Raw genomic sequence first — 13,464 nt, 5'->3', positions numbered from 1 at the left:
CAGTGATCCCGTCCCTGTCTGTCGAGGCATGGCACAGCCTGTCGAAGCGTGTCGAGTCCGTTCCGGGGGACGTCTTTCGCAGCCCGTCTCCCGATGACACCGATGCTGTCGGTGGCCGTTCCCGATCGGTGTCGGGCCCGTTACCGCCGCGGTCCCCCGCTCACCGGGGGCTCGTCAGCCCGAGCGCCGACTCCGCGTCGCCGTCCTGCCCCGGCTCGCGGTCGCGTACCACCACGGTCACGTCCTGCGGGGCACACCCCGCCCCCCTGGACACGACCTGCGCCAACTCGGACACCAGCAGGGCACGCAGGTCCCTGTCGTTGCCCTTCCACCACTCGACGGTGACCACAGGCGTCTGGAAGCTCCCTAGCGGGGGCGGTACGGACAGGACCACCCCGTGCCCGGCCGCCCCGGGGGACGGCGGACACCAGGTATGGGCCAGGCATCGTCCATCGCGCGGTTACCGTTCGCTTCCCGGCCGGTTCCCGGCACCGCCGCCCGCCCCCGCACCCGGCATACCATGCGATGTCGGGCGGGGCGCGGGCGGCGGTGGTCGAAGTGGGGCGCCGGTGCGAGGCATGATCGGGGCATGGTTGAACGAGTCATCGTCGCGTGCGACGGAGCGTCGAAGGGAAACCCGGGCCCCGCGGCCTGGGCATGGGTGATCGCCGACGCGGGGGAGACCCCGGTGCGCTGGGAGGCGGGACCGCTCGGCCGCGCCACCAACAACGTAGCCGAACTGACCGCCCTGGAGAGACTGTTGGCGGCCGTCGACCCGGCGGTGCCGCTGGAGGTCCGGATGGACTCGCAGTACGCGATAAAGGCGGTCACCACCTGGCTGCCCGGCTGGCGGCGCAAGGGCTGGAAGACCTCCGCGGGCAAACCGGTCGCCAACCGCGAACTCGTCGTCCACATCGACGAACTGCTCGCGGGCCGGACGGTGGAGTTCCGCTACGTCCCCGCGCACCAGGTCGACGGCGACCCCCTCAACGACCTCGCCGACCGCGCCGCCAGCCAGTGCGCCGTACTCCAGCAGCCCCTCGGCACCGAGTACGGCTCCCCGCTCCCGCCGCTCTCGCCCGACACCCCCCGCGGCGGTTCCGCTTCCGGCAAACCGTCCGCCGCGCAGGGCGCCACCGCGACACGGCGACGCGCCCCGGCCCGCTCCTCGCGGACGCTGAAGGCCAGGTTCCCCGGGCGCTGCCGCTGCGGCCGCACCTACGAAGCGGGCGAGTCGATCACGAAGAACCCCGACGGCTGGGGACACCCGGAGTGCGCCAAGGACACACCCTGAGAGCCGGCCCGCACCCGACAGCCGCGCCCGGCGCGGGCGTTCCGGTTGTCAGCCCCGGGTGACACCTGCTCGGGCACCGGCTCCGCCGGGGGCGGTGGCAGATGGCGCTTGGGTGACGTCCGCACGGCGCCGGGATGGCCCACGGACTGCCCCGAGGGGGGTGCCGACGGCCCGTGGTGTCCGCACCCCGGGGTGTCTACGATGCCATCGGCTGCCGCCCGCGCGACCGGCCCGGCGCGGCCGCCGGTGATCGAAGCTGGGGCGCGGAGCCGAGGGAGGGCCGAGCAGACTCGCCCATGTCGACGTTCACCGAGTCGCGACTGCGGCGATTGCGGCTCTGGGGACAGCCGACAGGTGGGGAGGCGGTACGGGGGTGTCGCGCGCGTAGGAAGCACGTCAGCCCGAGCCGGCGAGTGAGGGCGGGGCCCGCTGTCCACTGCATCGGGGCGCCCCTGGCGAGGCTTGAGTGCAAGGCCGTCCTCGACGTGCTCCTCAACCGGCTCTCCGGCTTCTCGGCCACCGACACGGAGGTCCACGACGCCCGCTCCTCGTTCGCGCCGAAGCGGCTGCCGCTCGACGTGACCTGGAGGCCATGACCGCCGGCCACCGCGCACCCAGGGGCCCGCCCGGCCGCCACCCCCGGGCGGGCCCCTGGTGCGCACGCACCAGGACACCCCCCGGGCCTCGTCCTGACGCACCGGACCGGAACGGTACCCGGGTACGACGCCGGGGGCGGGCCCCGCCCCCTACCGTGGGGCGCGTGCTGCGGAACGCGGATGTCGAAGGGCGGGCGCCGGGCGGACACGCCGCCCCCGCCGGGGCAGGACGGGACGCGGGGGCGCCACCGCCCGCCGCGGGACGGCGCTGAGCCGCCATGGCGAACACCCTTGGCACCGGCCCCCGTTGGCGCCGCGCCCGGTGGCGGGAGGCGGCTGTCACCGCGGCGGCGTTCGCGCTCTGCCTGCTCGGCGGCGTCGTCCAGGCCGACGGCACCCCCGCACCACCGCCCCCCGCCGCCTACCTCGTCGCCGCGGTCTCCTGCGCCGCACTGCCTCTGCGGCACCGGGCGCCGCTCGCCGCCCTGGCCGTCACCACCGCGAGCGGCGTCCTCGCCTCGCCCCTCGGCCTCCTGCTGAGCCCGCTCGTCGTGGCCCCCGCCGTCATCACCGCCTACTCCCTCACCGCACGCACGGAACGGCACGCCGCGAGCGCGGTGTCCCTCACCTCCGCGGCGCTCCTCGTCGCCTCCACGCCGCTGCTCGGCGCCCTCTCCTGGCAGGACGCCAGCAGACTGGCAGCGGTCGGCGCCTTCCCGCTCGCGGCCGGGGTGCTCGGGCACGCGGTGCAGAACCGGCGGGCCTATCTGGCCGCCGTCGAGGAGCGCGCCCTGCGGGCCGAGCGCGGCAGGGAGAGCGAGGCACGCCGCCGCGTCACCGAGGAACGCCTCCGTATCGCAAGGGAGTTGCACGACCTCGTGGCTCACCAGATCACCCTCGCCAACGCCCAGGCCACCGTCGCCGCCCACCTCTTCGACACCCGCCCCGAGCAGACCCGTAGGAGCCTGCGGGAGCTGGTCGGGACGACCGGCGACGCGCTCGACGAACTACGCGCCACCGTCGGCCTGTTGCGCCAGTCGGGGGACACCGCCGCGCCCGCGGAGCCGGTACCGGGACTCTCCCGGCTCCCCCCGCTTGTCGCGTCCTTCCGCCGCGCGGGCCTCGATGTGACGGTACGTCAGGACGGCATCCCCAGGGCCCTGCCGCCCGGAGTGGACCTCACCGCCTACCGTATCGTCCAGGAGGCCCTGACCAACGTGACCAAGCACGCGGCCACCGGCAGCGCCCGGGTGCGCCTCGCCTGGAACCGCGACCGCGTCACCCTCACCGTCACCGACGACGGCGGGAGCAGCGGTAGGCGGCCGACCGCGCCCGCAAGCGCCGACGCGACCACAGCACCGGACGCGCCAGGACGCGCGAGCGCCCACCCGGCGGCGGAACGCCCGCCCGGCTACGGCCTCATCGGCATGCGGGAGCGTGCCACCGCGGTCGGCGGACACCTCCGCGCGGGCAGCCGCCCCGAGGGCGGCTTCCTCGTCACCGCGGAACTCCCCCTCCCACCCGCCAGGGACACCCCGCCGAGCGCCGACACCACGGCGGCCACCGACGGGCGGACGCCCGCCACCGGGGCCGGGGGCGCGCCATGACGCTGAGGGTGCTCCTCGCCGACGACCAGGCCCTGCTGCGCGGCGCCTTCCGGCTCCTCCTCGACAGCGCCGACGACATCACCGTGGTCGGCGAGGCCGCCGACGGCGGGGAAGCGGTGGCGCTCACCCGGACGCTGCGCCCCGACGTCGTGGTCATGGACATCCGCATGCCCGACGTGGACGGCCTCACCGCCACCGCCCGGATCTGTGCCGACCCCCGGCTGCGCGCCAGCCGCATCCTCGTCCTCACCACCTACGAGACCGACGAGTACGTCGCCCGCGCCCTGCGCGCCGGTGCGGGCGGCTTCATCGGCAAGGGCATCGGGGCCGGGGAACTGCTGGACGCCGTCCGTACGATCGCCGCAGGTGACACCCTGCTGTCGCCCGCCGCGACCCGCTCCCTCGTCGCCCGCTTCCTCGCCACACCGGACCACACCGCCCCGCCGCACCACCCCGGCCGGCTCGCCGCGCTCACCCCGCGCGAACGCGAGATGGTGGCGCTGGTCGCCACCGGACTCTCCAACCAGGAGATCGCCGGGCGGATGTCCCTCAGCCCCTTCACCGTCCGCGCCCACGTACAGCGCGCCATGACGAAGCTGGAGGCCCGCGACCGGGCCCAACTCGTCGTCATCGCCTACCGGACGGGCCTCGCCAGGGCCGACCCCGCCCCCGGCGGCGGGACTTCGCGAGCGGCCCCGGGCCCCTGACACCGCACGGGCCCGGACAAGCGGGCTCACGGCGCCGGGGCGAACTCCGGCAGTGTCAGGGCCGAGTGGGCGGGGCGCGGCGGTGCGGACGGCATGGTGACGAGGCGGCGCAGCCTGGCGTTGCGCCGGTCGAGGGCGTCTGCCGTGGTGGGGAAGAGCGTGGCGGCGCCGTTGTCGACCAGCGATTGGTTGGCGGCCACGAACTCCCGCGCCCCGTGCTCGTACGCGGCGAAGGCGGCGGTGTGGTCACGGTGCGCGGCCAGCGCGCAGGCGAGCACATAGGCACCGGCCAGCGCGAGGCTCGAACCCTGCCCGGTGAGGAACGAGGGCGCGTACGCGGCGTCGCCGACGAGCGCGACCCGGCCGCTCGACCAGCGGGGCATACGGATCTGGCCCGCCGTGTCGAAGAACAGGTCGTCCGCGTCGCGCAGGGCCGCCACCATGCCGGGCACCTCCCAGCCTGCGCCCCTGAACGCCGCCGCCACCAGGTCGCGTTGGACGCCCGGGTCGCGCAGGGCACGCGAGGGCCGCTGCGGGTGGTGGAAGGTGAGGAAGGCGTGCAGCGTGTCGTCGTCCCCGACGGCGTAGAGGGCCGCGGCCCGCCCCGGTGCGTTCCACATCGTCACCTCGTGGGAGAGCCCGAAGGTGTTCGGCATGGTGAAGAGGGCGAAGCAGTAGCCGAGATGGCGGTGGAAGCGCTCCTCGGGGCCGAACACGGCCGCACGCGTCCCCGAGTGCATCCCGTCCGCGCCGACGACCAGGTCGAACGTGCGCTGCCGCCCACTGCGGAACGTGACGTCGACGCCCCCTCCCGACTGGTCGAGGGTGTCGGCGCGGTCGCCGAACAGGAACTCCGCGTCGTCGCGGACGAGCGCGTGCAGGCTCGCCGCCAGGTCCCCCCTGCGCACCTCAAGATCCCGCCCCTCGACACCACCGGCGACCGAGTGCGGGGGCACGGAGGCCACCGTGCCGCCCTCGGCGTCGAGGAAGGTGCAGCGCCGCGACTCGATGTGCGCGTCCCGCAGCCGTGGCAGTATCCCCATCCGCCGGACCACCTCCGTCGCGGTGCCGCGGATGTCGATCGGATACCCGCCGTGGCGCGGCGAGTCGGCTGTCTCCACCACGGTGACCGCACAGCCCGCCCGGGTCAGCCAGTACGCGAGCGCGGGCCCCGCGATACTGGCCCCGGAGATGAGGACCGTGCGCCGCACGGCCGTACGTACGTCCTTCGACAGCCCTGTGGGTGTCATACCCGGGCTCCTTTCCTGGTGATGCGGACAACGGGGAGCGACAGCGCGGCGACGAGCCCGGCGACGGCGAAGCCCAGGGCGAAGGCCGACTCGGCGGGCGGGCCGCCGGGGCCCGAGCCACCGGCGAGGATCGCGCCGCCGAGCTGGGCGCCGAGGGCGGAGCCGATCACCCGTGTCACCACGAGCAGACCGGTGGCGATGCCGGTGTCCCCGGCGTCGACGGCGGTGGCGGCGCCTGCGAGCAGCGCCGTGGTGCCGACGCCCGCGGCGAACGAGACCAGCACCTTCGCGAGGACGAGCTGCCACGCCGCGGTGTGCAGCGACGTCAGGGCGACCGCCGTGGCCGCCATGACGACGGCGGTCGCGACGACCACGGCACGCGCCCCGAAACGCCGCGCGGCGACCCCGCCGACCGAGTCGCTGACCGCCCCCGCGACGGCGCCGGGCATCAGGAAAAGACCGATGTCGGTGGTGTCGGCGCCGAACCCGTATCCGTCGGCCGACAGCGCGAACAACTGCGGCAGCAGGAAGAGCACCATCCCGAGGCCGGTGGTGACGACGAGGGTGAGCACGCACGCGTGCCACATCGCGGGCCTCGCCAGCATCCGCAGATCGACCATCGGCGAGGCCGCCCGCCGCTCGACGGCCACCCACGCGGTCGCGAGCGCGGCTACCGCGGCCACCGTGACCGCGCCGGCCGCGAGCGGCGGCAGGCCGCCGCTCGTCAGCGTCACGAGGCCGAGCATGAACGCGAGGAGCGTGCCGCTCAGCAGGGCCACGCCCGGCCAGTCGATCCGACCGTCCGAGGGGACCGGCGGGTCGTGCGGCATCAGCCGGGCCACCGCGGACGCCGTCGCGACGACCGCGAGCGTCGGCAGCGCGAACATCCAGTGCCACGACAGGTGTTCCGCGATCGGCCCCGCGACCAGCGTGCCCACCATGCCGCCGCCGGTGAACAGCGCGACGACCACCCCGATCGCCACCTGCGACGTCCCCGCCGGCAGATGCCCGCGCACCAGGATGAAGGAGAGCGGGAGCGCGCCGACCATGACGCCCTGCAACACCTGGCCGAGCAGCAGCACCGGCAGGTTCGGCGCGAGAGCGGCCAGCAGGCCGCCCGCCGAGACCACGCCCATCAGACCGAGCAGCACCCGCTTCCCGCCGTAGCGGTCGCCGAGCTTGCCCGCGACGGGGGTGACGACCGCGCCCGTGACGAGCAACGTGTTGGCGACCAGCGCCCCTTCGGCCGGACTGACCCCCAACTCCCGCTGGAGCAGCGGCAGCGCGGGCTCCACCACCGACTGCAAGGTGCCGAGGACGAGCGCCAGGACGCCGAGGGCGCCCACCGCCGGTCTCCCGATGCGGGCCGGGGGAACCACAGCTTCGGACATGGATGCCCTTCTCGTCGTCCGGGTGAGGGTGGAGAGCGCGGAAACCACGCGTTTTCCACCCTCGCCCCGGACGCCCCGTCAGACATCGTCCCCCGGCGCCGACTTGGCCTGGTGCGTACGGACCAGACGGCAGGGCCCCCTGGTGCCCCCGCACGCCGCCCGCACCGCGGCGGCCACCACCCGGCCGTCGGCCCTCACCGCCCCGGGGCCCGCCCCCGCCTCACGACACGCCGCCCCACGCCACCCGTACCGCCGTGCTCCCCATCCTGGGCACCTCCACGGTGACGGTGCCGTCGTCCACGGCGACGGGGCCCAGCGGATCGCCGAGGTAGGTGGCGCGCTCGGCGCCCACGACGGGGAAACCGCAGCGCAGCCGGACCGTGCACGGCCCCGTGGCGTACGACTGGAGACGTATCAGCAGGTCCGCGCCGCGGCCGGGACCGGACGCGGGGACCGGGGCCGCGTCCACGACCCGCACCCGCGGATCGTCCAGGGAGAACAGGGCGAGCCCGGCCGGATGGCCCGGGTCGGGCGCGCCGTGCGCGGGCACCGCGACCAGCGGGTGGTCGATCTCGTACGCGGTGCGCAGCGCCAGCGCCTCGGCACCGATCGTCTCACCCGCGCGACGCACCCCCACCGCGTAGCGGAACGTGGTGTCGAACGCCTGCTGGGAGGGGAAGTTGGTGTCCCACAGGTTGTTGTGGACCCAGGAGTAGACGGTGCCAGGACGGCGGGGCGCGGTCGAGTCGGGGAACGGGGCGTAGGGCAGCGCGATCGTCTCCGGCTCCACCAGCGGCGCGTCCCTCGTGACCCAGGCGACGGGACCGCCCGCGTCTTCAAGCGACACGAACGACCGTACGGCCCGCATGTGTTGGGGCGCCCCCGGTACGTGCTCAAGTCCGTCGCCCGTCAGCGCGCCGCTGATCTCGTAGTGCACCACGGGGTCCGTGAGCGCGAACGGGAACGCCAGGTAGGCGCTCTCCTTCGTCATGGTGGCGGGCTTGTCGAAGCGGTTGTCGAGGACGACGTGCGCGTCGTCGCGGCCGAGGCTCACCGTGGTACGGGCCCGGTGGACGCCGTCCGCCGCGTACTCGTAGGTGAGACGGCTGCCGAGGGCGTCGTCGACGCGTTCGAGGAGCACGGCGGGGCGTGCCAGGGTGCGTGAGCCCAGCAGTTCCAGCTCCTCGCTGACGGTGGTCTTGTTGGCCTGGTGGTTGTAGCCGCCCGCGGTGGTGTACGTGTCGTAGACGTAGCCGTTGAAGCCGACGACGGCCTCGCGGTCCACCAGCTCCCTGCCGGTGGCCTTCTCCACGATGCCGGACACACACGCCGCCCGCAGGTCCACCGTGACCCGCAGATGGTCGTTCTCCAGCACCAGGTCCCCGGCGACCGGCAGCACCACCGCGGCGCCGTCCGCGGCGTCGCCCGAGCCGACCCGGCCCTCGGTGGAGCGGGCGCGCTCCTCCTCGTCGACGGCGGGCCGCTCGGCCGCCACCGCCAGGGCGGCCAGGTCCGCCTCGTCGACGACCGTCACGTCCAGCCGCACGAGGCCGAGCGGCGGCACGTCGGGCACCGCGACGCGCAGCCACCGGCCCGCGTCCCGGTGGACGTGGTTGACCTGGGGCCGCTCCACCGCGGGCAGCGCGGCGCCGGTGCGCCCGTCGGCGACCGCGAGCCGCCGCGCCAGCGGCACCCTGCTCTCCCGTACGAACAGCGTCACCACCGAAGTGCGGGGCGCCGCCGTGGTGTTGACCGCCCAGTACGTGACGTCGGCGGCGGGTGCGATCGGCAGGACGGCGCCGAGCGCGGCCGCGGCGTGGTCGAGATGGGTGTCGGCGTCGTTGTCGCCGTGCAGCGCGTAGCCGTACTTCCAGTGCCACTGCTGCTCGCCCGACTGGCCGCCCGCGTCGCCGTGGGTCCAGGGGTCGGCCGCGCCCCAGGTGTGCTCGTTGAAGAGCGACACGGACCGGTACACCGCCCGGGCGCCCGCCCCCGCGTCGGCCGCCAGGCCCGCCGCGGCGTCCGCGGGGCCGCGCAGCGCGGCCATGCCGTACAGGGTGCCGGCGTGGGTGACGGTGGCCTGGGCGTGGCGCACCATCGCCTGGGGCCTGGCGCCCGAGCCGACGCCCTCGACCCACCAGTCGCCCCAGTCGCCCTCGAAGGTGGGGATCGAGGGGCCGAGCCGGGACTCGGCGTCGTCGAAGAAGTCGGTGTTCGTCGACAGCCGCAGCCGGGGGCTCTCCCAGGTCTCGTTCCACCGCCGCACCGTCTCCGCCATGATCAGCCGGGGCGGCGCGTTGTCCCCGAAGTGGCCCTGCACCCGCAGGTGCAGGATGTCCCAGGGGTAGGGGTCGCGGTCCTCGGCGCCGGGCCCCCGCCAGCCGAGGAGTTCCACCGGGAACGGGTACGGGTTGGTCGCCAGCGACGTCAGATACGCCGGGAGCAGGTCGTCGACCATCGCGTACGAGGTGGCGAAGCCCAGCATGGGCCCCTCCATATAGGCGAGGCCGTGGGGGCTGTCGGTCATCCACACCAGGACCTCGCTGCCCGAGGGCGCCCGCCAGCGGAACAGCCGCGGCAGCCGCGCACCGCCGTTGGCGTTCGGCACCGAGCGGCCCGCCCAGTTGTGCGCCACCGCCAGGTTGCGCACGCCGAGCCCGGCGAGCGCGTCGGGCAGCCCCGCGACGGTCCCCGGCACGTCGGTCTGCATCGCCGAGTGGAACGCGACGCCGTGCTCGTCGCGCACCGACCGTGCCAGGCGCAGCAGTTCGTGCAGTTCGTCGGTGGAGCAGGTGTCGGTGTGCAGGTTGTACGGCAGCGCGGTCAGCTCGATCTGCCCGGCCCGCACCCGCTCCACGAACTCCCTGACCCGCTCGGGGGGCCGTACGGCCGCCCACTGCTCGAACGACCACAGCGACTCCACCGCCCAGCGGAACCTGGCGTCGTCGGGCCAGCCGTCGGTGGCGCGGGTCAGGTCGAGGCAGGAGTCGAGGAACGCGACGTGCTCGCCGAGCACGGGGCCCTGCGGGTCGGTGTAGCCGATGTCGAGGTGGGAGTGGTGCACCAGGTGGATGGTCCAGTCGCGCGGCGGCTCCAGGGTGAACGCGAGCACGGCCGTGTCCGCGCCGTGCCGCGCCTCGATCCTGATGTCGCGCGCCCCCGGCTCCCGCGGCAGCAGCAGCCGGACACCGCCGGGCGCGGGCAGCACCTCCACCGGGGTGCCGCCGCGGCCCGCCGTGGTCACCTCGAAGGCCCAACCAGTGGTGTCGACGGGGGTGTTGGCGACCGTGGTGTTGGCGACAGTGGTGCCAGATACGGGGGTGCCGGAGACGGGGTTGTCGGAGAGGAGTATCCGCACACTGCGCAGGGCGCCATCTGGGCCGCGCCGTACGAGGTGTTCCGGCATGGCCCGCAGTTCCGTGCCGCCGAGGCGCGCGGTGGCGGCGACGGCGAGGCCGACCATTCCGGCCCTGACCTTGTCGTTCGACCACCTGCGGTCGCGTACGAGCGCGCGAGTCGTCATGAGTTTCCTGTCTCCCAGGGTGGTTCCGTCAGGACGTGAGACGAAGGCTGTTGACGAAGAAGCGTTGGAACACGAAGAACAGCACCACCGTCGGCACCGAGGCGACGAGCGCCCCGGCCAGCACCACGGGCGGGCCCACCGTCGAGTAGTTGCCGTTCAGGTCGGCGAGCGTCGCCATCACGGGACGCACGTTCGGGCTCAGCGAGAGCGTGATGCCGAACAGCAGGTCGTTCCAGATCCAGGTGAACTGGAAGATGAACGCGGCCAGCAACGCGCTTCTGGCGAGCGGGAGATGGATGCGCCAGAACATCCGCGGCCAGTTCACCCCGTCGAGCTGCGCGGCCTCGGCGATCTCCCTCGGGACCGTCATCATGAAGTTGCGGTTGACGAAGAACGCGAAGGGGATCGTCAGCGCCACATAGATCAGCACCATCCCGTACCGGGTGTCGTAGAGACCGGTCTTCGCGTACCCGGTGAACAGCGGCGAGACGAACGTCTGCAACGGCAGCACGGTCCCGATGAAGATCCCCCAGAACCACACCCCCGGGCGGCGCACCGGCATCACCACCACGGCGAACGAGGCGAGCGCCGCGATCAGCACCGCCACCGCCGCCCCCACCGCCGCGTACAGCAGGGTGTTGAGGAGGCCCCGGCCCACATCGGCGCTGGTGAACGCGGCGCGTACGTTGTCGAGGAGCCCCGGCGACGCGAACCACCAGCGCGGTGCGCCCGTGTACGTGCCCGCCGGGGTGAACGCGTTCACCACGACAAGCCACGTCGGCACCAGCCACAGCACCGACACCAGCGCCACCAGCACACCGCGTACCGTCCTGCCGCTCATCCCGCCTCCCCCCGCCGCGGCTGCGACTGCCTGCGCAGATAGAGCCAGGACGCGGCGACCACTACGGCCGTGAGCACCACGGAGACGGCCGCGCCGTAGCCGTACCTGTTGAGGGTGAAGGTCTGCCGGTACATCGTCAGCGCCAGCGTCTCGGACGCGGTGCCCGGGCCGCCCTGCGTGAGCAGCCATACGATGTCGAAGGTCTTCAGGCTGTTCACGATGGACATCCCCACGACCACCACCGTCATCGGCCGCAACTGCGGCACGATCACCCGCAGGAAGAGCTGGAGGCCCTGCGCGCCGTCGATGCGGGCGGCCTCGATCGTGTCCACCGGGATGGTCTGGAGGCCGATCAGGAACAGGATCAGCGACGCCCCCGTCGCCTGCCAGGTGGTGGCCAGGATCATCACGACCGTGTTCAACGGCCAGTGCAGCAGCCACTCGTGCTGCCAGCCGCCGAGCCCCACCGCGTCGAGGGTCTGGTTGACGGCGCCGTCGCTCTTCAGCAGGAACGTCCACAGCAGCGCCGTCGCCGAGCCGGAGAGCGCGTACGGGATGACCACCGCGGTGCGTGCCACCGCGCCCCAGCGCACCGAGTGGGTCAGCACCGCGAGCAGCAGCCCCAGCAGCACGGGCAGCACCAGGGTGCCCACCACCCAGCACACCGTGTTCAGCAGCGACCTGCCGAAGTCGGGGTCGGTGAAAAGCGCGGTGTAGTTGTCGAGTCCCACGAAGCGCGCGGTGACGCCGTTGTCGTCGAACAGGCTGCGATAGGCGGTCACCGCGAACGGCACCACGAGCAGCGCCGCGATCAGCGCCACGGCCGGGAGCAGGAACACCCCCACCCAGGCGGCGCGCCGCAGCCCGACCGACCGCGCAGTGCCCGCAGGAAGTGCCGAAGGACCGGCCGACACCCCTGGCGCGGTCTTGCCGACGGTGCTCACGAGGCCGCCACCCCCTTCCACACGCCCCACTCCTTGTCCGCCCTGCGCTGCATGTTCGCCAGGGTCTTCGTCGCGCGCCCCGGGGTGGGGTCGATCATGAAGGCGCTCAGGTCCTGCACGTTCCCCTCGATCAGCACGGGCGGCGACGCCTCCCAGTACCTGACGGCCTGGGTGGGCCGCTCCCGCGCCACCTGCGCGGCGACCTGGCGCACCGCCCCCACGTCCGGCACCACACCGGGATCGGCAGAGGTGTCCCGCAGGAAACCGGTCCACGCCCGCTGCACGGCCGGGTTCAGCCAGGAGCGCGCCACCGCGAGCGCCGCGTCCCGCTTGTGCGCGTGCGCCGACACCGCGAGCGCGCCGCTCTCCACCAGCACCGAGCGGTCACCGCCCGGGGGCGGCGGCAGCAGGAACGCGCCAAGCTCGTCGTCCTTCAGCCCCCCGGCCAGGAACGTCCCGGTGTTCCAGGTCCCGTACAGGCACATCGCCGTACGGTCCCCGGCGAACTGGCCCGGCACGTCGGTGCTGTTGGCGTCCGGCGAGGAGAACGCGCCGCGCCGGTACAGGTCGCTCCACAGGGCCATCGCCGTGCGGCACACCGGGTCGGTGTACGACGCGCGGCCCGCGGCGAGGTCGAGGTAGAAGCGGTGGTCGAGCCCGTTGACGAGCTGCTGGAACCAGATCGACGACTCCCACGTGGTGGCGCCGCCCGAGGAGACCGGGGTGATGTGCTTCGCGCGCGCCCGGTCCACCACGTCCAGGAAGTGCTCCCAGGTGGTGGGGACGCCGACACCCAGCCGCTCGAACGTCCGCTTGCTGTAGAAGACCGCGTAGTACGACTTGTAGAGGGGGACGGCGAACTGCCGCCCCCGGTAGCCGAAGGTGTCGCGCAGCGTGGCGTCGTCGCACCAGCCGCGCCGCGCCGCCTCGTCCCAGGCGTCCGTGACGTCCGCGAGCACCCCGGCGCGGACGATGTCCTGGAGCCGGTAGCCGTTCCACCACTTGACCAGGTCGGAGGTGGCGTCGGTCTGCGCCGACATCCGCACGATCTGCTGGTAGTTGCTGACGTTCGGCACCGCGCGCGGCGCCAGCCGGTACCCGGCGAGCCGGTGCAGCTCGGCGCCCGCGGCCGCGTACCCCGGCGCCCAGGTGGAGTTGTCGTTGAAGAGCGACACCTCGTCCGCGGGGGAGGGCCTGGTCAGGTCGCCCCGGCCGCATCCGCCGAGCGCGAGTCCCGCGGCACCGGCGAGCGCCGCGGCCAACACCCCGCGCCGGCCCACCGCCTGTGGTGTGACGATCGACTCCACTGGA

Annotated in this window: 11 protein-coding genes; 4 read left to right on the top strand and 7 right to left on the bottom strand. The window is 73.9% G+C overall.

Annotated features, from left to right (window positions below; translation table 11 throughout):
* Positions 1 to 160 precede the first annotated feature (160 nt).
* Entirely contained in the window at positions 161 to 349 is a 189-nt protein-coding gene (locus ACIBIW_RS01610; protein WP_399330726.1) for a 4-oxalocrotonate tautomerase family protein, read from the bottom strand.
* Positions 350 to 589: 240 nt separating this feature from the next.
* Between ACIBIW_RS01610 and ACIBIW_RS01605 the strand changes: the two genes are divergently transcribed.
* From ACIBIW_RS01605 to ACIBIW_RS01590, 4 genes are all read left to right on the top strand, one after another.
* Complete coding sequence (locus ACIBIW_RS01605) at positions 590 to 1,294, top strand: ribonuclease H (protein ID WP_399330724.1); 705 nt, start codon at positions 590 to 592, stop codon at positions 1,292 to 1,294.
* A gap of 413 nt (positions 1,295 to 1,707) precedes the next feature.
* Positions 1,708 to 1,890, top strand: coding sequence for a hypothetical protein (locus ACIBIW_RS01600; protein WP_399330722.1), 183 nt, complete (start codon positions 1,708 to 1,710; stop codon positions 1,888 to 1,890).
* Between the two features lie 278 nt (positions 1,891 to 2,168).
* The gene (locus ACIBIW_RS01595; RefSeq protein WP_399330720.1) at positions 2,169 to 3,497 is read left to right on the top strand and encodes a sensor histidine kinase; all 1,329 of its coding nucleotides are present in this window, start codon (positions 2,169 to 2,171) and stop codon (positions 3,495 to 3,497) included.
* On the top strand, positions 3,494 to 4,204 hold the full coding sequence (locus ACIBIW_RS01590; RefSeq protein WP_399330717.1) for a response regulator: 711 nt from the start codon (positions 3,494 to 3,496) through the stop codon (positions 4,202 to 4,204). The genes ACIBIW_RS01595 and ACIBIW_RS01590 overlap by 4 nt, the downstream gene beginning before the upstream one ends.
* Positions 4,205 to 4,230: 26 nt before the next feature.
* On the opposite strand, the gene ACIBIW_RS01585 is transcribed toward ACIBIW_RS01590, so the two are convergent.
* From ACIBIW_RS01585 to ACIBIW_RS01560, 6 genes are all read right to left on the bottom strand, one after another.
* The gene (locus ACIBIW_RS01585; RefSeq protein ID WP_399330715.1) at positions 4,231 to 5,454 is read right to left on the bottom strand and encodes an FAD-dependent monooxygenase; all 1,224 of its coding nucleotides are present in this window, start codon (positions 5,452 to 5,454) and stop codon (positions 4,231 to 4,233) included.
* Complete coding sequence (locus ACIBIW_RS01580) at positions 5,451 to 6,845, bottom strand: MFS transporter (RefSeq protein WP_399330713.1); 1,395 nt, start codon at positions 6,843 to 6,845, stop codon at positions 5,451 to 5,453. Before ACIBIW_RS01580 ends, ACIBIW_RS01585 begins: the two co-directional genes overlap by 4 nt.
* Before the next feature lie 220 nt (positions 6,846 to 7,065).
* Positions 7,066 to 10,368, bottom strand: coding sequence for an alpha-mannosidase (locus ACIBIW_RS01575; protein ID WP_399330711.1), 3,303 nt, complete (start codon positions 10,366 to 10,368; stop codon positions 7,066 to 7,068).
* A gap of 28 nt (positions 10,369 to 10,396) precedes the next feature.
* Positions 10,397 to 11,209, bottom strand: coding sequence for a carbohydrate ABC transporter permease (locus tag ACIBIW_RS01570; RefSeq protein ID WP_399330709.1), 813 nt, complete (start codon positions 11,207 to 11,209; stop codon positions 10,397 to 10,399).
* On the bottom strand, positions 11,206 to 12,174 hold the full coding sequence (locus ACIBIW_RS01565) for a carbohydrate ABC transporter permease (RefSeq protein WP_399330707.1): 969 nt from the start codon (positions 12,172 to 12,174) through the stop codon (positions 11,206 to 11,208). Before ACIBIW_RS01565 ends, ACIBIW_RS01570 begins: the two co-directional genes overlap by 4 nt.
* Positions 12,150 to 13,460: an ABC transporter substrate-binding protein gene (locus tag ACIBIW_RS01560; protein ID WP_399330705.1), complete on the bottom strand. Its 1,311-nt coding sequence runs from the start codon at positions 13,458 to 13,460 to the stop codon at positions 12,150 to 12,152. The genes ACIBIW_RS01565 and ACIBIW_RS01560 overlap by 25 nt, the downstream gene beginning before the upstream one ends.
* Positions 13,461 to 13,464: the final 4 nt, after the last annotated feature.

The organism is Streptomyces sp. NPDC050560 (genome assembly GCF_044457285.1).
GTDB lineage: Bacteria > Actinomycetota > Actinomycetes > Streptomycetales > Streptomycetaceae > Streptomyces.
This window is presented reverse-complemented; position numbering and strand designations above follow the sequence as displayed.

What these genes read in the sequence shown, in the direction of transcription:
- ACIBIW_RS01605 (WP_399330724.1), top strand. Translation starts at nt 590, where the DNA reads ATGGTTGAACGAGTCATCGTCGCGTGCGACGGAGCGTCGAAGGGAAAC.
- ACIBIW_RS01595 (WP_399330720.1), top strand. Translation starts at nt 2,169, where the DNA reads ATGGCGAACACCCTTGGCACCGGCCCCCGTTGGCGCCGCGCCCGGTGG.
- ACIBIW_RS01590 (WP_399330717.1), top strand. Translation starts at nt 3,494, where the DNA reads ATGACGCTGAGGGTGCTCCTCGCCGACGACCAGGCCCTGCTGCGCGGC.
- ACIBIW_RS01585 (WP_399330715.1), bottom strand. Translation starts at nt 5,454, where the DNA reads ATGACACCCACAGGGCTGTCGAAGGACGTACGTACGGCCGTGCGGCGC.
- ACIBIW_RS01580 (WP_399330713.1), bottom strand. Translation starts at nt 6,845, where the DNA reads ATGTCCGAAGCTGTGGTTCCCCCGGCCCGCATCGGGAGACCGGCGGTG.
- ACIBIW_RS01575 (WP_399330711.1), bottom strand. Translation starts at nt 10,368, where the DNA reads ATGACGACTCGCGCGCTCGTACGCGACCGCAGGTGGTCGAACGACAAG.
- ACIBIW_RS01570 (WP_399330709.1), bottom strand. Translation starts at nt 11,209, where the DNA reads ATGAGCGGCAGGACGGTACGCGGTGTGCTGGTGGCGCTGGTGTCGGTG.